The organism is Pantoea cypripedii, assembly GCF_011395035.1.
GTDB classification, from domain to species: domain Bacteria; phylum Pseudomonadota; class Gammaproteobacteria; order Enterobacterales; family Enterobacteriaceae; genus Pantoea; species Pantoea cypripedii_A.
The window spans coordinates 2598393-2618465 of record NZ_CP024768.1 but is presented as its reverse complement, the minus strand read 5'-3'; the positions used below and the strand labels follow the sequence as shown (position 1 = coordinate 2618465).

General features: G+C 58.8%; 18 protein-coding genes. 15 read left to right on the top strand and 3 right to left on the bottom strand.

The genetic code is table 11. The annotated features are described in order from the left end of the window. Positions 1 to 1974: a hydantoinase B/oxoprolinase family protein gene (locus tag CUN67_RS12165; RefSeq protein WP_208715566.1), complete on the top strand. Its 1974-nt coding sequence runs from the start codon at positions 1 to 3 to the stop codon at positions 1972 to 1974. Positions 1975 to 2078: 104 nt separating this feature from the next. Continuing rightward, on the top strand, positions 2079 to 2921 hold the full coding sequence (locus tag CUN67_RS12160) for an oxidoreductase (protein WP_208715565.1): 843 nt from the start codon (positions 2079 to 2081) through the stop codon (positions 2919 to 2921). Positions 2922 to 3044: 123 nt separating this feature from the next. On the opposite strand, the gene CUN67_RS12155 is transcribed toward CUN67_RS12160, so the two are convergent. Both CUN67_RS12155 and CUN67_RS12150 read right to left on the bottom strand, forming a co-directional pair. Then, entirely contained in the window at positions 3045 to 3491 is a 447-nt protein-coding gene (locus CUN67_RS12155) for a transposase (RefSeq protein WP_208715564.1), read from the bottom strand. Positions 3492 to 3686: 195 nt separating this feature from the next. Further along, complete coding sequence (locus CUN67_RS12150; protein WP_208715563.1) at positions 3687 to 5834, bottom strand: putative bifunctional diguanylate cyclase/phosphodiesterase; 2148 nt, start codon at positions 5832 to 5834, stop codon at positions 3687 to 3689. A gap of 312 nt (positions 5835 to 6146) precedes the next feature. On the opposite strand from CUN67_RS12150, the gene phnF reads away from it, so the two are divergent. The 13 genes from phnF to phnE (CUN67_RS12085) all read left to right on the top strand — a co-directional run bounded on the left by phnF (position 6147) and on the right by phnE (CUN67_RS12085) (position 17416). Beyond that, positions 6147 to 6860 carry a phosphonate metabolism transcriptional regulator PhnF gene (gene phnF / locus CUN67_RS12145; protein WP_208715562.1) on the top strand — a complete coding sequence of 238 codons (714 nt, stop codon included), beginning with the start codon at positions 6147 to 6149 and terminating at the stop codon, positions 6858 to 6860. After that, complete coding sequence (gene phnG / locus CUN67_RS12140; RefSeq protein ID WP_208715561.1) at positions 6860 to 7306, top strand: phosphonate C-P lyase system protein PhnG; 447 nt, start codon at positions 6860 to 6862, stop codon at positions 7304 to 7306. The genes phnF and phnG overlap by 1 nt, the downstream gene beginning before the upstream one ends. Continuing rightward, a complete protein-coding gene (gene phnH, locus CUN67_RS12135) occupies positions 7306 to 7881 on the top strand; it encodes a phosphonate C-P lyase system protein PhnH (RefSeq protein ID WP_208715560.1) in 576 nt (191 codons plus the stop codon). Before phnG ends, phnH begins: the two co-directional genes overlap by 1 nt. Beyond that, positions 7881 to 8957: a carbon-phosphorus lyase complex subunit PhnI gene (locus tag CUN67_RS12130; protein WP_208715559.1), complete on the top strand. Its 1077-nt coding sequence runs from the start codon at positions 7881 to 7883 to the stop codon at positions 8955 to 8957. The genes phnH and CUN67_RS12130 overlap by 1 nt, the downstream gene beginning before the upstream one ends. Next, positions 8950 to 9798 (top strand): alpha-D-ribose 1-methylphosphonate 5-phosphate C-P-lyase PhnJ, encoded by an 849-nt coding sequence (locus CUN67_RS12125; RefSeq protein WP_208717182.1) that lies wholly within the window; start codon positions 8950 to 8952, stop codon positions 9796 to 9798. The genes CUN67_RS12130 and CUN67_RS12125 overlap by 8 nt, the downstream gene beginning before the upstream one ends. Continuing rightward, the gene (gene phnK / locus CUN67_RS12120) at positions 9788 to 10549 is read left to right on the top strand and encodes a phosphonate C-P lyase system protein PhnK (RefSeq protein WP_084875754.1); all 762 of its coding nucleotides are present in this window, start codon (positions 9788 to 9790) and stop codon (positions 10547 to 10549) included. Before CUN67_RS12125 ends, phnK begins: the two co-directional genes overlap by 11 nt. A 14-nt stretch (positions 10550 to 10563) precedes the next feature. Continuing rightward, a complete protein-coding gene (gene phnL, locus CUN67_RS12115) occupies positions 10564 to 11268 on the top strand; it encodes a phosphonate C-P lyase system protein PhnL (RefSeq protein ID WP_254711338.1) in 705 nt (234 codons plus the stop codon). Continuing rightward, positions 11265 to 12401 (top strand): alpha-D-ribose 1-methylphosphonate 5-triphosphate diphosphatase, encoded by a 1137-nt coding sequence (phnM, locus tag CUN67_RS12110; RefSeq protein ID WP_208715557.1) that lies wholly within the window; start codon positions 11265 to 11267, stop codon positions 12399 to 12401. Before phnL ends, phnM begins: the two co-directional genes overlap by 4 nt. Further along, positions 12401 to 12928, top strand: coding sequence for a ribose 1,5-bisphosphokinase (gene phnN / locus CUN67_RS12105; protein ID WP_208715554.1), 528 nt, complete (start codon positions 12401 to 12403; stop codon positions 12926 to 12928). The genes phnM and phnN overlap by 1 nt, the downstream gene beginning before the upstream one ends. A gap of 828 nt (positions 12929 to 13756) precedes the next feature. Continuing rightward, entirely contained in the window at positions 13757 to 14587 is an 831-nt protein-coding gene (phnC, locus tag CUN67_RS12100; protein WP_208715552.1) for a phosphonate ABC transporter ATP-binding protein, read from the top strand. A 26-nt stretch (positions 14588 to 14613) separates the two neighbouring features. Further along, positions 14614 to 15543: a phosphonate ABC transporter substrate-binding protein gene (gene phnD / locus CUN67_RS12095; RefSeq protein WP_208715549.1), complete on the top strand. Its 930-nt coding sequence runs from the start codon at positions 14614 to 14616 to the stop codon at positions 15541 to 15543. A 128-nt stretch (positions 15544 to 15671) separates the two neighbouring features. Continuing rightward, positions 15672 to 16535 (top strand): phosphonate ABC transporter, permease protein PhnE, encoded by an 864-nt coding sequence (gene phnE / locus CUN67_RS12090; protein ID WP_208715547.1) that lies wholly within the window; start codon positions 15672 to 15674, stop codon positions 16533 to 16535. Next, positions 16532 to 17416 (top strand): phosphonate ABC transporter, permease protein PhnE, encoded by an 885-nt coding sequence (gene phnE / locus CUN67_RS12085; RefSeq protein ID WP_208715546.1) that lies wholly within the window; start codon positions 16532 to 16534, stop codon positions 17414 to 17416. The genes phnE (CUN67_RS12090) and phnE (CUN67_RS12085) overlap by 4 nt, the downstream gene beginning before the upstream one ends. Here the strand turns inward: phnE (CUN67_RS12085) and CUN67_RS12080 are convergent. Next, positions 17370 to 19946, bottom strand: a complete 2577-nt coding sequence (locus CUN67_RS12080) for an ATP-binding protein (protein WP_208715544.1) — start codon at positions 19944 to 19946, stop codon at positions 17370 to 17372. The genes phnE (CUN67_RS12085) and CUN67_RS12080 overlap by 47 nt on opposite strands. Positions 19947 to 20073: the final 127 nt, after the last annotated feature.

Here is a 20073-nt window from a genome sequence, read left to right as displayed (position 1 = left end):
ATGGCGATTGACGGACGTAACCTGCAAATTCTCGCCAACTATTGTGCGGCAGCGGCCGACGCGATGGCGTTTACCCTGATGCGCACCGCGCACTCCACCTTCGTCAAAGAGACGGAAGATTTCTCCTGCCAGATTGTCAGCCGTGACGGCCTGGCGTTTGCCTCTCCGCGCAGCTTTGGCGCACCCTGGTACAGCGGCATTGATTATGGTCCGGTGCTGACCCTGATTGACCATTATGACGAGGGAGATATCTGCATCACCAACGACTCCTACGCGGGCAACGTAGCAACCCACTCGCCGGATATCCATATCTGGAAACCGGTGTTTCATCAGGGCGAAATCGTCTGCTTTGTGGTGGGGCATATTCACAACACCGATGTCGGCGGCGCGGTCCCGGCTTCGCTGTCGCGTTCCCTGACCGATATCGTGCAGGAAGGCATTCGTATTCCGCCCCTGAAAATCGTGCGTAACGGTGAGTTAAATGAAGAAGTGGCGCGCATTATGCGGCTCAACGTGCGTGTACCGGATCAGAATTGGGGCGACTTCAAAGCCCAGCTTGCCTCAGTTAACGTCGGTGAGCGTAAAATCCACGAGATTATCGCCCGTTTCGGCGTGGTGGATTTTCTGCAAGGTATCGACGGCATGCTGGAATATGCCGAACGCCAGGCGCGCAGCATTATCGCCACCATTCCCGACGGTGAATATTTCTATGCGGACTTTGCCGATGAGGATGGTGAAGGCGGTTTTCCCTGCCGGGTGGCGATCACCCTGCGGGTGCAGGGTGAAACGCTGGAGCTGGATTACACCGGCAGCGACCCGCAGCTGGCTTCCTCGCTGAACATGCCGACCGGTGGACGTGAGCGCCACCCGCTGGCGCTGGTGGGGGTCACCTATGTGCTCTCCACGCTGGATCGTAACCTGTTGCTGAACGCGGGTACGCTGCGCCCGACGCGCGCCATTCTGCCGCCGGGAACGGTGATGAACTGTGAAGCACCGGCGGCAGTGGGTATGCGTTCGCTGACCTGCGCCCTGTCGCAGATCGCCACCCTCGGCGTGTTTTCACAGGCTATCCCCGATCGTCTGCCCGCCAATTCGCCGGGTGGCAACTCCATCATGAATATTCGCACCAGCGATGCAGCTAACCACAGCGTGGTAGCCTCACTCGGCCCGGTGGGCGGTGGTGCGGGCGGTACGCCACGTCACGATGGCCCGGATGGATCCGGCGGCTTATCCGCCTTCCTGAAAAACACGCCGATTGAGATCAACGAAGCGGAGGTGCCGATCCATTTCCATCGCTATGGTCTGGTGCCTGACAGCGCCGGGGCCGGGCGTTATCGCGGCGGCTTAGCCAGCGAAATGGTGTTTGAGGTTTTCGCCCCGGACACGCTGGTCACCGCGCGTAACCGGAACCGTTCGGTATTTGCCTCAGCGGGGGTTTTGGGGGGCGCGCCGGGTGGTTTGTCGCACTTTCGCACCCTGCGTGAGGGTGAGATCATCGAGCATGGCAACACCGATGTGATTCGCTGCCAGCCTGGGGATGTGGTTGAGGTGTGTGGTCCGGGAGCGGGGGGCTATGGCCGGGCGGTAGATCGTGATGTGCAGGCGGTGCTCCGGGATGTGCGCTGCGGCTTCGTCAGCCTGGCGGCGGCTCGCGAGCAATATGGGGTGGCGATCGTCAATGACGCGGTTGACGAGGTGGCGACCGCTGAGCTGCGTCACGTCATGCGTCAGCCTGCTGCTGAACATTTTGATCACGGCGCGGCGCGCAACGCGTTCGAAACCGTATGGACACCGCAACGTTATCAGTTGCTGACCACCTTTCTGGCGGCTGCGCCGGTTGGCTGGCGTCATTTTCTTAAACATCAGGTGTTTAAGGCAGTGGAGGCCGCTAGCCAGCCAGAGATGGAAATGGCAGCGCAGATGCACGCCATCTTCAGCGAGTTGCGCCAGCGTTATCCGGCGATGAGGGTTTGATGACGCACAACTGGCTAAAACCGTTGTGGCATTCCTGCCAGGCTTAACCTCTTTGCCCGATGGCGGGGTCATCGGGCATCTGACCTTTTCAGGAGAGTCTCAGCATGGCAACAGCAAAACATCCCGTATGGTTTATTTCCGGCTGCTCCACAGGCTTTGGTCGCGAACTGGCGCAGCAGGCGATTGCGCGTGGTTTCCAAACCGTGGTAACCGCTCGCGATCCGGCGAAAGTGCAGGATTTAGTTGAGGGGCACAGCAACGCGCTGGCGGTGGCGCTGGATGTGACGCAGCAGGCCAGCATTGATGCCGCGGTAGCCAAAGCGCTGGCGACGTTTGGCACCATTGATGTGCTGGTCAACAACGCCGGCTACGGTTATCAAAGTTCAGTAGAAGAGGGCGAGGATCAGGAAATCCGCGCTCAGTTTGATGCCAACGTGTTTGGCTTATTTGCCCTGACCCGCGCCATCTTGCCAGCGATGCGTCAGGCACGCAGCGGGCATATTATCAACATCACCTCGGTGGCTGGATTTATGGGTTTTGCCAGCTCGGGTTATTACTCAGCCAGCAAGCACGCGGTGGAGGGCTGGTCGGATTCGCTGGCGCTGGAAACCGCCCCGCTGGGCATTCACGTTACCTGTGTCGAACCCGGCCCGTTCCGCACCGACTGGGCAGGGCGTTCGCTACACCAGACGCCGAGCAAGCTGCCGGAGTATGCCGCAACCGCGGCGGCGCGTATGAAAGCCACTTCGGAATACAGCGGCACCCAGGCGGGTGATCCGGCACGCGCCGCCAGCGCGATGATTGCTATCACCGAAAACGCCAATCCACCGCGCCATCTGGTGATGGGGGCCTGGGGTTATGACGCGGTGACCAGCAAGCTGAAAGAACGCCTGGCGCAGGTCGAGGCGTGGAAACAGACCTCGATTGATACGGATTTTCCGTCGTAAATTAAATACCCGGTCGGCATAAATGCCGTCATTATGTACGGTGCGGTTATTGACCAGGTCGGCATGAATGCCGACCCTACATTGTAGGGTGCGCATTTATGCGCACCTGGAAAAATAAATTCATCATGGTATATATAAACGATCCAATGCCCATTGCAATGGGTTATTTTGAATGTATTCTCTTATTTTCAATAATTCATATTCATCCCTAATAACGCGATCATAAAAACTACGCTGCCAGATTTTCAGGTGGAACTGTCTGGTCACTCCGGATTTAAATAAACCAATAATATCCGATACCGACCGTGGACAGCCATCCAGTAGCCAGAGAATGCCATGAAGGTGGTTGGGCATAAGAACGAAAGCGTCAGTCCTCAGCCATGATGGATATCTGCAGGTTAAGTTATTCCATTCGTACCATGTGGTTTCACCCAATAATGTTGGATGAAATGTACCTGAGCTTATTCTGCCAAACAAAGGTAGCCGTTGATGGCAAACGAGGGTAATGAAATAAGCACCAGTTGTTTTGTAGTCATAGTTTTTCAGTCGTGGGTATTTGCGATTTTTCATTTTTGCCTCCCTGCGAAAACAATTATCGTCTGTTGTGTTAATGCATTCGAATAGAGAATTCATCCAATGCGCGCACTTTTCCAACCGATTTTTATATTTGCAGAGGGTTGCACATCATTTAAAAGCTGAATCACAGGTCGGCATAAATGCCGACCTTACGCCGTAGGGTGCGCATTTATGCGCACCAGGCATCCTTCACACCATCCTTTCAATTTCCTCGATCGGCACTGCCTGGCTGAACAGATAACCCTGCAACTGATTACACCCGGCATCGGCCAGCGCGTTCATCTGGCCTTCGGTTTCCACCCCTTCGGCGGTGACCATTAACCCCATGGCGTGGCCGAGGCGTACCACCGATTCAATAATCGCGGCCGAATTCTGCGCCACCCCTAACGACTGCGTGAAGGAGCGGTCGATCTTGATTTTGTCCACCGGGAAGGTGCTGAGGTAATTCAGGCTGGAATAGCCGGTGCCGAAATCATCCAGTGCGATGCGGAAACCGGCATTGCGTAACGCGATGATGTTATTGCGTGCTTCATGCTCATCCTCAATCAGCACCCCTTCGGTAATCTCCAGCTCCATGCGCTGCGGATCGGCCCCCTCAGACTGCACAATCTCAATCATCCGTTCGACAAAGCCACTGGCGCGGAACTGCACCGGCGAAACGTTGACGGCGACGATCAACTCCGGCATACGTAGCGAGGTTTTACAGGCCTCGCGCAGCACCCACTCGCCCAGCGGGATAATCAGCCCGGTCTCTTCCGCAATAGCAATAAACTCGCCGGGTGCGACCTCTCCGCGGGTGGGATGTTGCCAGCGCAACAGCGCCTCCAGTCCCACCACCCGCTGGCCGCTGATCTCCATCAACGGCTGATACCACACCGCCAGACCGTCGTAATGCAGCAACGCATGGCGCAGGTCGGCGGCAATCTGCTGCCGGGTGCGCAGCGATTCATCCATCGCCCGCTCAAACTGGCGATACTGACCGCGTCCGCCGTTTTTTGCTTCATACAACGCGATATCCGCTTTGCGCATCAACTCCTGGCGATCCAGCCCATCTTTGGGTGCCAGTGCCAGACCGATACTGGTCCCAATCCAGGCTTCACTGCCGAACAAATGGTAAGGCTCACTCAGCGCGCTGATGATGCGGTTCGCCACTGTCTGCACCTGGCTGATATTCTCCACATCCGGCATCACGATAATGAATTCATCTCCGCCGATGCGGCCCACGGTATCGCTGGCGCGTACCAGACTGCTCAGCCGATGCCCGACTTCGATAATCAAGTCATCGCCTGCATGGTGGCCGTAGGTGTCATTGATGTTCTTAAAACGATCGAGATCGATCAGCAATAACGCCACGCGATGGTCGTAGCGTGCCGCCATCGCCAGCGCCTGGCTGAGCCGGTCCTCCACCAGCGACCGGTTGGGCAGGCCGGTGAGCACATCATGAAACGCCAGATGCTGCGCCTGCGCTTCGCTGGCCCCCAGCCTGAGCAAGGATTGCGACAGATTCAGTGATGAGGTCCAGATACGCCGGACCATAAACAGGCACACCAGGGTAATCATCACCACGGACAGCAGCGTGGAAGGGCCGATAGTGCGCAACATCTGCGCGCCGGGCCGATCCGGCTCCCAGCTGATATAGCCCACCGGGTCGCCTTGTTGTGAGTTCAGCAGATAATGCGCCCGGTCATTGGGTTGCGGCGTGCTGCCGCTGAAATGCAACTGCCGCAGCTGGCTGCGCGTTGCCAGCCGGTTCAGATAACCGTCATCGAGATATTTCACGCTCACCAGCCGATAGTGGCCCGCCTGGCTGATATCACCCACCGCAATTGAGGCGGCGCGATCGCCAATGCGCACAAAATCGGCACGATCGGCGGGATGATCACTGGCGCGCAGCAGCGTGCTGTCGAGCATCGCCTGCACCTGTGGCCCCACCTGGCGATCCGGCACCTGCTGGCCATTGCGCCACACCTCAACCAGCTGATTATCCTGCCCCAGTATCAATACCAGTTCATGGTCGAACATTTCATACAACCAGCTGCCGACATTTTCATCCAGCCAGCCCTGATCCGGCTGGGATAAATCCAGCTGATTAGCCAGCGGCGCCCAGCGCGTCAGGCTGCGCAGCTGGCGCAAATGCTCCGCCAGGCTTTGATCAAAGGAAGCTTCAATCATTCGTTGCTGCTGTTCCTGCGCTTCGTTATTGGTCAGGCGGGTGCCCCAGAACAGACCGGCACCGGCTCCGGCAAAGGTCAGCACCAGAATCGCCACTAACGGCAGGATCACTTCACGCACAAAATTGCGCCGAAAACCGTCTGACAGTTTGATTGCATTAATCATTTTAAAGTTCGCGTAACAAGGAGGTGTCATGTTTTAACTTAGCAGAAGACAGAAAAGCTGCATTGCGCAAGGAAGGCGTAAATGGGGTGAAAATAACCGATATTTTTTTGAACAATGTCACAAAGGCAACAGTTAAAAATTTTTTATTAAATTCCCCTCCGAATCGCCCGCATCCTGCTGCCTTAAAGCAAATTCATCAGTGCGTCACTGAGGCGTCACGGATTTGTCATTTGCCTGCGTCAAGGTAGTCGCCATCCCGCAGCGTCTCTGACTGCGATTCCACAACCTTACGCGAGCGAGGTATTGATGGTGATGGAGATATCCAGACATCCGACCACTGTGTATCAGGCGGTCGCCGCCCAACTGGAGCAGGCGCTACAGGAACGCTATCGCTGCGGCGATTACCTGCCTTCCGAACAACAGCTGGCGGCACATTACGAAGTCAATCGCCACACGCTGCGCCGTGCGGTGGACGAGCTGGTGAATAAAGGGTTGCTGCAACGGCGTCATGGCGTCGGCATCCTGGTGCTGATGCGGCCGTATGACTATCCACTGCACGCGCAGGCCCGCTTCAGTCAGAACCTGCTGGAGCAGGGCAGCCATCCCACCAGCGAACGTCTGCTGGCAGTGCTGCGTCCTGCCAGTAGTGACGTCGCCAGCGCCCTCGGCATCAACGAAGGGGACAATGTTATTCACCTGCGTACCCTGCGCCGCGTTAACGGCGTACCGGTCTGCGTCATCAACCATTACCTGTGCGAACTGAGCTGGTGGCCAGCGCTGCAACAGTTCCACAGCGGTTCGCTGCATGACTATTTACAGCAGCACACTGGCCTGCAACTGACCCGCGCGCAGACCCGCATCAGCACCCGCCGTGCTCAGGCCAAAGAGTGCCAGCAACTGGAGATTGCCTTGCAGTCCCCGGTGTTGTGCGTGCGCACCCTGAATAAAAACAGCGACGGCCAGGTGGCGGAATACTCCGTCAGCCTGACGCGTGGCGACATGATTGAACTGACCCTGGAGCACTAATGAAACAACCAACGGCCCGCCAGCACTGGATGTCGGTGCTGGCTCACAGCGAAGCCAGCCAGCTTACCGCCCACTGGCAACAGCTCAGACTCGACCCGAGCTTTGAACGGGTGCGTCCGGCGGAAACCGGGTTAACCCGGTTGCAGGCGCGCATGGGGGGCAGCGGCAAACGCTTTGTGATGGGTGATGCCACAGTGACGCGTGCGGTGGTGAAACTGCACGATGGCACCCTCGGGTTCAGCTATGTGCTGGGACGCGACAAAGCCCATGCCGAACGTTGTGCGTTGATCGATGCCTTATTACAGCAGCCAGAAACCCAGGCGCTGATCGAAGAAAAAATTATTGCCCCGCTGGCGGCTCTGCGTGAAGAGCAGCGTCAGCTGCGCGCCCGCGAAATCGCCAGCTCCAAAGTGGATTTCTTTACGCTGGTTCGCGGAGATAACTGATGACATTACTGGCAAGTTTTAACCATCCGGTGGCTGATGCGCAGCGCGCTTTCCGTCGTATTCTGAAAGCGATGAGTGAGCCGGGTGTGATGGTGGCATTGCCACTGGCGCAGGGCTGGGGCGATCTGTCACCGGCGGCCACTGCGGTGCTGCTGACGCTGGTCGATCAGGAAAGCGCCCTGTGGCTGGATGATAAAGTTGATAACGAAATCCTGCGCAGCAACCTGCGTTTCCATACCGGCGTGCCGATTGTCAGCGAGCGCGATGCCCCCTTTGCCCTGACCCACGCCAGCGCCAACCCTGATCCGGCGCACTTTGCTGCCGGTGACAACCTGTCACCGGAAAAAAGCACCACGCTGATCATTGAAGTGCCGTCGCTGAACGGTGGCCTGACGCTGCGTCTGTCTGGTCCGGGCCTGCGTGAGCCGCGTGCCATCGCACCTCAGCTGCCTGCGGCCATTCTTCATTACCTGCGTGAACGCCCGCATCCGTTCCCGCAGGGTGTCGACCTGATTTTCACCTGTGGCGAAGCGATGATGGCGTTGCCGCGTACCACTGACGTGGAGGTGTGCTGATGTACGTGGCGGTGAAGGGGGGCGAGAAGGCGATAGCCAGCGCCCATCAATTACAGGCCGATTTACGTCGTGGCGATCGTGCGCTGGCAGAGCTGCAGTGTGACCAGCTGGCAGAGCAGCTGGGTCTGGCGGTGGATCGCGTGATGACCGAAGGCGGCATCTATGATCCGCAGCTGGCGGCGCTGGCTATCAAACAGGCGAGCGGCGATTTAGTCGAGGCGATTTTCCTGCTGCGCGCCTATCGCACCACGTTGCCACGTCTGGCGGACAGCCTGGCGTTAGACACCGATGCGATGCGTATCGAGCGTCGCATTTCGGCCGTGTACAAAGATTTGCCCGGCGGCCAGGTGCTTGGCCCGACCTATGACTACAGCCATCGTCTGCTGGATTTTACGCTGCTGGCTAACGGTGAAACCCCGTCAGCTGCGCGCGACGACCAGGCGCTGCCGCAGCATTGCCCGCATATGTTCAGCATGATGACTGCTGAAGGGCTGGCGGCGCGCGAGGAAGATGACGGCAGTGAGCCGTGCGATATCACGCGTGAACCGCCGTCGTTTCCGGCCTCACGTGCGGCACGTCTGCAACAGCTGGTGCGCGGTGATGAAGGTTTTTTGCTGGCGCTGGGCTATTCAACTCAGCGCGGCTATGGCCGTAACCATCCCTTCGCCGGTGAAATCCGCACCGGTTATCTCAGCGTCTCTATCTGTCCGGAAGAGCTGGGTTTCGAGATTGAGATTGGCGAAATTCTGCTGACCGAATGCGAGATGGTCAACGGCTTCGCCAGCCAGGACGATAACCCACCGCAGTTTACCCGTGGTTACGGCCTGGTATTTGGTCGTACCGAGCGTAAAGCGATGGCGATGGCGCTGGTGGATCGTGCGCTGCAAACCCGCGAGTACCAGGAACGCATCACCAGCCCGGCACAGGACGAAGAATTTGTGCTGGCCCACGCCGACAACGTTGAAGCCGCGGGCTTTGTCTCGCACCTGAAGTTGCCGCACTACGTCGATTTCCAGGCGGAGCTGGAGCTGCTCAAGCGGCTGCGCCAACAGCAGCAGGAGCAGAATGATGAGTGAGCTGAGCGGCTATAACAGCGGCTATCTGGATGAGCAAACCAAACGCACCATCCGCCGTGCCATCCTCAAAGCGGTCGCCATCCCCGGTTATCAGGTGCCGTTTGCCGGACGCGAAATGCCGATGCCCTATGGCTGGGGGACCGGCGGGATTCAGATCACCGCCAGCATCATTGGCGATCAGGACGTGCTGAAGGTGATTGACCAGGGGGCAGACGATACCACCAACGCGGTGTCGATCCGTCGCTTCTTCCAGCGTGTCAGTGGTGCGGCCACCACTGAACGCACCGTGGATGCCACCCTGATCCAGACGCGTCACCGCATTCCGGAAACGCCGCTGGAGGAGGATCAGGTGCTGATTTTCCAGGTGCCGATCCCGGAACCGCTGCGTTTTATCGAACCGCGTGAGACCGAAACCCGCACCATGCACGCGCTGGAGGAGTACGGCATCATGCAGGTGAAACTGTATGAAGATATCGCCCGCTACGGCCATATCGCCACTACCTACGCTTACCCGGTGAAGGTCAACGACCGCTACGTGATGGACCCCTCGCCGATCCCCAAATTCGACAACCCGAAGATGCATATGATGCCCGCGCTGCAATTGTTTGGTGCCGGGCGTGAGAAACGCATCTATGCGCTGCCGCCGTATACCAAAGTGGAAAGTCTCGACTTCGACGATCACCCATTCAGCGTACAAAAGTGGGATCAACCCTGTGCGCTGTGCGGTTCACGTCACAGCTATCTCGATGAAGTGGTCATGGATGACGCCGGTACGCGCATGTTTGTTTGCTCCGATACCGATTTTTGCCACCAGCAGCAGGAACAACAGCATGCACAGTGAACAGCCGCTGCTTGCGGTCAATAACCTCACTCACCTTTACGCGCCTGGCAAAGGCTTTGAGGAGGTCAGCTTTGAACTTTATCCCGGCGAAGTGCTGGGGATTGTCGGCGAATCCGGTTCCGGCAAAACCACGCTGCTGCGCAGCCTGTCAGCGCGTTTAGCGCCGCAGCAGGGCAACATCATTTATCGCAATCAGGACCTGTATCAGCTGAGTGAGAGCGACCGACGTCGCCTGCTGCGCACCGAATGGGGCGTGGTCCATCAGCACCCGCTCGATGGCCTGCGTCCGCAGGTGACGGCAGGCGGCAATATCGGCGAGCGTTTAATGGCGGTGGGACAGCGTCATTACGGCAATATCCGCGCTGAGGCGATGCGCTGGTTGCAGGATGTGGAGATCCCGGCTGGCCGCATCGACGACCTGCCGACCACCTTCTCCGGCGGGATGCAGCAGCGTTTGCAGATTGCACGCAACCTCGTCACCCAACCCTCGCTGGTGTTTATGGATGAACCTACCGGCGGGCTGGATGTGTCAGTGCAGGCGCGTCTGCTGGATTTACTGCGCACGCTGGTGCGTGAACTGAATCTGGCCGTGGTGATTGTGACCCACGATCTCGGCGTGGCACGCCTGCTGGCGCATCGTCTGCTGGTAATGAAACAGGGCAGGGTAGTGGAAAGTGGCCTCACCGATCGGGTGCTGGACGATCCGCATCACCCTTATACACAACTGCTGGTCTCTTCGGTGCTCAACTAATGGCGGAGTCAACCATGAATACGCAACTGCGCGTGGAGAAGCTGTGTAAGACCTTTGTGCTGCACAACCAGAGCGGCGTGGCGCTGCCGGTGTTGCAGGATGCCAGCCTGGAGGTCAACGCGGGCGAATGTGTGGTGCTGCATGGCCGCTCCGGTAGCGGGAAATCAACGCTGCTGCGTGCGCTGTACGGCAACTATCAGGCCAACAGCGGCCATATCTGGCTGCAACATGACGGGGAATGGATCGATATGGCGCAGGCACCGGCGCGTCAGATCCTCGCCATTCGTCGCAATACCATCGGCTGGGTCAGCCAGTTTCTGCGCGTCATCCCGCGTGTGCCGACGCTGGAGATCGTGATGCAGCCGTTGCTGGAACGGGGTGTGGAGCGCGCCTTTTGCGAGAAACGTGCTAAAGAGCTGCTGACGCGCCTGAATGTGCCGCAACGCCTGTGGTCGCTGGCCCCCTCAACCTTCTCTGGTGGTGAGCAGCAGCGCGTCAATATCGCGCGTGGCTTTATCGCGGACTATCCGGTGCTGTTACTGGATGAACCGACCGCCTCCCTCGATAACGCCAACAGCGCGGCGGTGGTGGAACTGATTGAGCAGGCGCGCGCCCGCGGTGCGGCCATCGTAGGTATTTTTCATGACGAAGTGGTGCGCAGTCGCGTGGCCGATCGCCTGCACGTCATGCAGCCGGTACAAACAGGAGCAGAAGCATGATCGTCAATAACGTCCGACTGGTGCTGGAAAATGAAGTGGTAGCCGGATCGCTGGAGATCCGCGAAGGGCGTATCGCCAGTTTTAGCGACAGCAACAGCCAGCAACCTGGCGCGCTGGATGGCGAACAGGCATATCTGCTGCCTGGGTTGGTGGAATTGCATACCGACAACCTGGATAAATTCTTCACGCCGCGTCCGAAAGTGGACTGGCCTGCCCATTCCGCCATGAGCAGCCATGATGCGCTGATGGTCGCCAGCGGCATTACCACGGTGCTGGATGCGATTGGCGTTGGCGATGTGCGTGACGGCGGCCATCGCCTCGATAACCTGAATAAGATGATCGATGCCATCCGCGACAGCAACCGCAAAGGGCTGAACCGCGTTGATCACCAGCTGCATCTGCGCTGTGAACTGCCTTATCACACCACCCTGACGCTGTTTGAAGCGCTGGTGAGTACGCCGGAACTGTCGCTGGTGTCGCTGATGGATCATTCCCCAGGCCAGCGTCAGTACGCCTCGCTGGAGAAGTACCGCGATTATTATCAGGGCAAATATCAGCTCAATGATGCGCAAATGGACGAATTTGAACGTGAACAGCTGGCGCTGGCGGCCGAATGGTCTCAGCCGAACCGCAACGCCATTGCGGCGATGTGCCGGGCGCGTGGCATTCCGATTGCCAGCCACGATGATGCCACGGCGGCGCACGTGGCCGAGTCTCATGATGTCGGCAGTGCGATTGCGGAATTCCCCACCACGCTGGAAGCGGCCGCCGCCTCACGTGCCTGTGGCATGCAGGTGCTGATGGGCGCGCCCAATATTGTGCGCGGCGGTTCGCACTCCGGCAACGTGGCGGCCTGGGAACTGGCGAGTGCCGGTTTGCTGGATATCCTCTCCTCGGATTACTACCCAGCCAGCCTGCTGGATGCGGTGTTCCGCTTAACGGCAGATGAGCGCAACACGCTGGAGCTGCCGCAGGCGGTGGCGCTGGTGACACGTAATCCGGCGCGGGCCATCGGCTTGCAGGATCGCGGCACCATTGCCGAAGGACTGCGTGCCGACCTGGTACTGGCGCACACCGATCACGGTCATCCGCATATTCGTCATGTGTGGTCGCAGGGCAGGCTGGTGTTCTGATGGCGCGCCTGATCTGGCTGACCGGGCCATCCGGCGCGGGGAAAGACAGCCTGCTCAACGCGCTGCGCGAAGCACCACCGGAGCGTCTGGTGATCGCCCATCGCTACATCACCCGCCCGGCGGATGCCGGGGGTGAGAACCATGTGGCGCTGAGCGAGGCCGAGTTCCGGCGGCGTGAAGCGCTCGGGTTATTTGCCCTCAGCTGGCAGGCGCACGGTTTTTGTTATGGCCTGGGTGAAGAAATTGACCACTGGCTGGCACGCGGTCTTAACGTGCTGGTCAATGGTTCGCGGCTGCATCTGCCGGTGGCGCAGCAACGTTACGGCAGTCAATTACTGCCGCTGGTGTTGCAGGTGTCTCCGGAGGTGCTGGCGGCGCGTCTGCGGCAGCGTGGACGTGAAAGCGAGGCGGAGATCGCCCGCCGCCTCGCCCGTGCCGCTGAGCCGCTCCCGGCCCACAGCTTTCCGCTCAATAACGATGGTGCACTGGCGGATACGCTCGCTCAGTTGCGTTTGCTTCTGGCGTAGCGGCGCGATTTATCGCGCGGGAACGCTTGTGCTGGTTTCGTTCGCTACCGGCACTTGCAGTTTCAGATCGCCAGTGCGGCGACCGAGCAAAGGGGACCTGGCCGTCCCCTTTGCATTCCCCGGCCTTGCGCCGCCTGCCTCGCCGCTTCGCGGTGCCTTCGCTTACTCACGCTTCCGACGGACCGGCGTCGATTCGCTCCTGCTCAACGCCGCCTTTCGCCGCATCCATGCGGCTCATCCTGGAATCGCTCCCGCGCTCAGCGAGTACGGATGGCGCTCACCCTTCGCTGCACGTCTTTTACTTACCGTTGATTTCTCCATTGCTTTTTGAGCGATAAATCGCGCCGCTACGACAGCGTGCAGTTATTTGTAGCGGCGCGATTTATCGCGCAATTCAGATAGCACGGTCTTTCAGACGGGGGTGTGGGCGGCATTCGCAGCGCCGAGCGCAGAGGGAAGGCCAGGACGAGCCGCATGGATGCGGCGAGAGCGCGGCATGAGCCAGGGATGGCGAATCCGCGTGGTCCGTCAGGCCTGAGTGATAAGCGAGGGGACAGCGCGAAGCGCTGCGCGAGGACGCCGCAGGGCGCGGATTGCAAAGGTGCGCGCCATCGCACCTTTGCCCGTCCGCCTGCACGGTGGTGCTGAAACTCCCTAAAGCCTGGCGGGCGGAACCTTCTCATAGCCAGACCGCTGCTGCCTGGCACACGGCCCCCCTGCAAGGCACAACCCGCTGTCACCGTTTGATCATTTCGCTGTCATCAAGTCTTCATCCCCTTTGGCCGTAATAAGCGGGCAATTCACACCTCAGATGAAACGGAGCGGAATATGGCACAGGCATTACTGAAAACCGTCGTCGACAATCCCTATGTTCCGCACCTCCAGCAGGGCAACAAGGTGCTTTCGGTGCAGGGACTGTGCAAAGCCTACGGCGAAAACCGTGTACTGGATAATGTCAGTTTCGATCTGCATGCGGGGGAACTGGTGGCGGTGATTGGCCGCTCTGGCGCAGGCAAATCGACATTGTTACATATGCTGAATGGCACCATTTCAGCCAGCGAGGGTGCCATCCTCACCCAGCGTACCGGTGCAGCGGAACGCAACGTGGCGACGCTGAACAGTCGCCAGATGCGCGAGTGGCGCAGCGAATGCGGCATGATTTTTCAGGACTTTTGCCTGGTGCCACGTCTCGATGTGCTGACCAACGTGCTGCTGGGGCGTCTCAGCCAGACCTCGACACTGAAATCCTTCTTCAAAGTCTTTTCCGAAGCTGACCGCGCCCAGGCGATTGAGCTGCTGCAGTGGATGAACATGCTGCCGCAGGCGCTGCAACGTGCCGAGAACCTGTCCGGGGGGCAGATGCAGCGTGTGGCGATTTGTCGCGCGCTGATGCAGAACCCGAAGATCCTGCTGGCGGATGAGCCGGTAGCCTCTCTCGACCCGAAAAACACTAAACGCATCATGGACGTGCTGCGCCAGGTCAGCGAGCAGGGCATCAGTGTGATGGTCAACCTGCATTCGATTGAACTGGTGAAAAACTACTGCACCCGCGTCATCGGTATTCAGCGCGGCAAAGTGTTGTTTGACGGACATCCTTCTGAGTTGACCGACGGCCTGCTGCATGAGCTGTACGGCGACGAAATTAACCAGCTCCACTAACTCCCACGGCAAGAGAATAACCACCAATGAAACTGACCTCTTTAGCTTTACTGACTGGCGCTTTGATGGCTTTTGGCGTTAACGCAGCGGATGCCCCTAAGCAACTTAACCTCGGGATTCTGGGTGGCCAGAACGCCACGCAGCAGATTGGCGACAACCAGTGTGTGAAAACCTTCTTCGACAAAGAGCTGAATGTTGACACCCAACTGCGCAACTCTTCTGACTACTCAGGCGTGATTCAGGGCCTGCTGGGCAACAAAATTGACCTGGTACTGAGCATGTCACCGGCATCGTATGCCTCGGTCTACCTGCAGAACCCGAAAGCGGTCGATATCGTTGGTATCGTGGTGGATGACAAAGACGGTTCACAAGGTTACCACTCGGTGGTGATCGTCAAAGCAGACAGCCCGTACAAAAAGCTGGAAGACCTGAAAGGAAAATCATTCGGCATGGCCGATCCGGATTCGACCTCTGGCTTCCTGATGCCGAACCAGGCATTCAAGAAAGAGTTTGGCGGCACGGTGGATGATAAGTACAACGGCACTTTCTCTAACGTCACCTTCTCTGGCGGCCACGAGCAGGACATCCTCGGTGTGCTGAATGGTCAGTTTGACGGTGCGGTAACCTGGACTTCACTGGTCGGTGATTACAACACCGGTTACACCTCGGGTGCGTTTGGTCGTCTGATTCGTATGGACCACCCGGACCTGATGAAACAGATTCGTATCATCTGGAAATCGCCGTTGATCCCGAACGGTCCAATCCTGGTGAGCAACAATCTGCCAGCCGACTTTAAAGAAAAAGTGGTGGCGACCATCAAGAAACTGGATAAAGAAGATCACAGCTGCTTTGTTAAAGCGGTGGGCGGTGAGCAGCATATCGGCCCGGCGACTGTCGCTGACTATCAGAACATCATTGATATGAAGCGTGACCTGATGAAGGGCAGCCGCGGGTAAACAGAGGGGGCGAATCATCGCCCTCCTGTTGCGCGATTTCAAAACCCGCGCGATAAATCGCGCCGCTACGGTTCGGCACACGTTTGTAGCGGCGCAATTTATTGCGCGAAAATTACAGGATTCCCCCCTTGACCGATTTCGAACACTACTATCAACGCATCCGTCGTCAGCAGAAGCGTGACACGTTGCTGTGGTCGCTGTTGCTGGTGGCGCTGTATCTAGCTGCGGGCAAAATCGCGGAATTCAACCTGGTCACTGTCTGGCAATCATTGCCACATTTCTTTGATTACATTGGCGAAACCATGCCAGTGTTGCATTTACCGGTGCTGTTTGCCGATGTCAAAACCGAAGGCTCCTTCGCGTATTGGGGCTATCGCCTGAATATTCAGTTGCCGCTGATCTGGGAAACCTTACAGCTGGCGATCTCGTCAACGGTGATTGGCGTGGCTATCGCCGCCGGGCTGGCCTTTTTCGCTGCCGACAATACGCAATCTCCCTCCAGCGTGCGTATCGCCATTCGCGCGTTTGTCGCCTTTTTGCGCACCATGCCGGAACTGGCGTGGGCGGTGATGTTCGTGATGGCCTTTGGCATTGGTGCCATTCCCGGCTTTCTTGCGCTGGCATTACATACCGTAGGCAGCCTGACCAAGCTGTTTTATGAATCGATTGAAAGTGCCTCGGACAAGCCGGTACGCGGCCTGGCCGCCTGCGGTGCCAGCAAGTTGCAGCGCATGCGTTTTGCCTTCTGGCCGCAGGTCAAACCAACCTTCCTCTCCTACAGCTTTATGCGACTGGAGATTAATTTCCGCTCCTCCACCATTCTGGGTCTGGTAGGGGCAGGGGGCATTGGCCAGGAGCTGATGACCAATATCAAACTCGACCGTTACGATCAGGTCAGCATTACGTTGCTGCTGATTATCGTGGTGGTGTCGCTGCTGGATACGCTTTCTGGCTGGTTGCGCCGTCGCGTGGTGGAAGGAGAAGGCGCATGATTGCTCTCGCCCCGGATATCGGCAAACTGAAGCAGGAACACCCGGCGCTGTTCGCGGCGCAAAAGCGTTATCTGCGCCGCATTGCGCTGATCGCACTGGCGGTGATTCTTTACTACGTCTTTTTCTTTGAAGTTTTCGGTATTGAATGGAGTCGCTTGCTGATTGGTTGCCAGCAGCTGGGACGTTATTTCCTGCGCATGTTTGTCTGGCAGGATTTCGCCAACTGGCCATTCGGTTATTACCTGTCGCAGATTGGTATCACGCTGGCGATTGTGTTTGCCGGTACTTTTACCGCGACGCTGCTGGCGCTGCCGATCTCCTTCCTGGCGGCGCGTAACGTGATGCACGACCCGATTGCCCGCCCGATTTCGCTACTGATGCGCCGTGTGCTGGATGTGCTGCGCGGTATCGATATGGCAATCTGGGGTCTGATCTTCGTGCGCGCTGTCGGCATGGGGCCGCTGGCCGGGGTGCTGGCGATCGTGATGCAGGATATTGGTCTGCTTGGCAAACTGTATGCCGAAGGACACGAAGCGGTGGAACGTTCGCCGAGCCGTGGCCTGGGGGCCGTCGGCGCCAACAGCCTGCAAAAGCACCGTTTCGGTATTTTCACCCAGTCGTTCCCGACTTTCCTCGCCCTCAGCCTGTACCAGATTGAATCCAACACCCGCTCGGCGGCGGTGCTGGGCTTTGTTGGCGCAGGCGGTGTCGGCCTGGTGTATGCCGAGAACATGCGTCTGTGGAACTGGGACGTGGTGATGTTTATCACCGTGATCCTCGCGGCAATCGTGATGATTATGGATGTCATCTCCAGCCGTCTGCGGAAACGTTATATCACCGGGAAGCCGGTGCCGCTGTGGCAGCCCGCCGCGCGCGACTAAGCCGTTCACTGCGCTGCCAGGCGCGTTCCAGCGCCTGCACCAGTTGCGCCTGATGCCAGGGTTTTGCCAGCCGCTCACACAGCGGCAGCATCACCGGCGTCTGGCGCAAATCCTGCCCACTGATCAGCAGCGTCGCCAGTTGTGGCCACTGCTGCTGCGCCTGGCGGATCACATCGGCACCGTTGAGGTGGCCGGGCAGCATCAGGTCACTGATCAGCAGTTCGATATCTGGCGTCTGACGCAGCAGCGTCAGCGCGCTTTCGCCATCGCCACATTCCAGTGTCAGGTAGCCCAGTTGATGTAAATGTTCGCACAACGTCTGGCGCACTGCCGGTTCATCATCCAGTACCAACACCAGCCGGTCGGCGCTGGCGCTAAGCCAACGGGGTAGCGCGGCAGACGCGGGCTGTGCCACCTCCGGTGCGCGCGGCAGGAGCAGGCGCACCGTGGTGCCCTGGCCGGGGGCGGTTTCCAGTTCGATTTGTCCGCCGGACTGACGCACAAATCCATACACCATCGACAATCCCAGCCCGCTGCCGCTGCCAATCGCTTTGGTGGTGAAAAAGGGTTCGAACACCTGCGCCTGCACCTCGGCGGACATGCCGCAGCCGTGGTCGATCACTTCAATGGTGACGCGGTCGCCTTCGTCGCGCCGCTGATGCCAGATACGCAGGCGGATTTCGCCGCTTTGCTTTTCCATGGCATCGCGCGCATTGACCACCAGATTCATCAGCGCATTTTCCAGTTGTCCGGCGTCGATCCAGGCGGGCCAGCCGGGGCGCTCGGCTTCAATCACCAGTTGCTGACCGGGCAGCAGCGAGTGCTGCAACAGACCCTGCAAATTATCCACCAAATCGACTACCGACACGGCGCGTGGATACAGCGCCTGTTTGCGCGAAAAAGCCAGCAGACGCTGGGTGAGCTGGGCGGCACGATCCGCCGCCTGGCGTGCGCGTTCGATACGGCTGGCGAGGGTGCCGGGCGGCAGTTGATCCACGGTGAGGGCCAGGCTGCCAATAATCACCGCCAGCAGATTGTTGAAATCGTGGGCCAGCCCGCCGGTGAGTTGCCCAACCGCTTTCATCTTCTGGCTGTGCAGCAGTGCTTCCTCCAGCGCTTTGCGCGTGGTGCGTTCCAGCACGGTGTTGACCATGCCACGCCGTGGCACCGGGCTGAAGCGCAGCTCCAGCGTGCGGCCATCCGCCAGCCGCACCTCCTGTGCCTCGCCCAGCCCATTCAGCTCAATCTCCAGCCGCTTCAGCAGTTGCTGATAATGCAGGCCGCGATGCAGTTCGCGCGGTGCGATACCCAGCAACTGTGCGTACTGCGCATTCCACACCACCAGCCCGCCGCTGTTATCGAACAGGGCAAAGCCATCACGCATCGCCAGAAAGGTGGATTCCAGCTGGTTACTTTTCTCTTTCAGCAGCCGCGAGGTGTGTGCCAGGGAGGCGGTATTGCGGGCGAACACGTTAAAGGCGCGTGCCAGATCCCCCAGTTCATCGCGCCGCGCCAGTCCGGGCACGTTAACGCTTTTCTCCCCCTGCGCCAGCAACGTCATGGCGTGGGCGATGGCCGTCAGGCTGGAACCCAGGTTGCGATAAATGTAGTAACCGGCATACCCGGTGATCAGCAGCGCCAGCAGCATAAACAGCCCGATAAAGCCAATGATGGAGTCCAGTTCCTGATGCGTCGCCTGGCTGCGGGTGTCAGTTTGCTGCGCCACCAGCTGCACATAATGGGTGATGTCATCGTTAAGCATCGCCACCAGCGCTTTGATGCGATAGGTGGCGTAGGCAATGGCGATATCACTCTGATCCAGCTGGGTGGCAACCGGCAGCAGCGAACGTTCGGTACTCACCAGTTGCTGCACCTTATCCGCCAGTACGCCCTGCAAAGGAATGACGGACCCGGCATCAAGTAACGCATTAAGCTGGCGCACCGCCGCCTGTGTGGTGGTGGACTGAATGGCGACGGTGAGCAGGCGGCTGCTTTGCTGGCGCAAATCGGGGGAAAAGGGCTGCTGTAGCGCCAGGCTATCGATATGGCTGAGCAGCAGCTGGGCCTGCCACAGGCCGCTCAGCATCAGGTTACGTTGCAGATGGCGCTCATGCCCCTTCAGCAGCAGCTGATTGATGCTTTGTTCCAGCATCTGGCTGCGTTCGCGGATGCGTTGCAGCAAGGCCGGTTGCAGCAACGCCAGCGGTGCATGCGCCAGTTGATTCAGCGATTGCTGCAACGCCTGCTGGGTTTGTTGCAGGCGCGCCGATTCGCTTTGGTACTCCAGCGCGCCCACCACCTGCGAAAGCCGTACTGCGGCCGTTGCCACGTTGGCGGTATCGCGTGCCAGTGCCAGGCTGCCGCTCATATCGGCGAGGGTTTGCGCCTGCGCCTGTTCCTGAATGTGACCGGCGTGGCGAAATCCACTAATCGCCACCAGACCCACCGCCAGGGTGACGCACACCACCAGCAGATTAAACAGCAGCAGGCGACCACGCGCGCCCACCTGCCAGTGCAGACTTCGACTCATGCTGCGTCCTCCAACCGGCCCTTATCTGCGCGAGTATAGAAGTCTGCCTGCGGAGCTTTATGACAAATATGAATGGCGGCTGACATTTTCCATTTATCTGTCATTGCTTAACTCGCTGCACGATTTG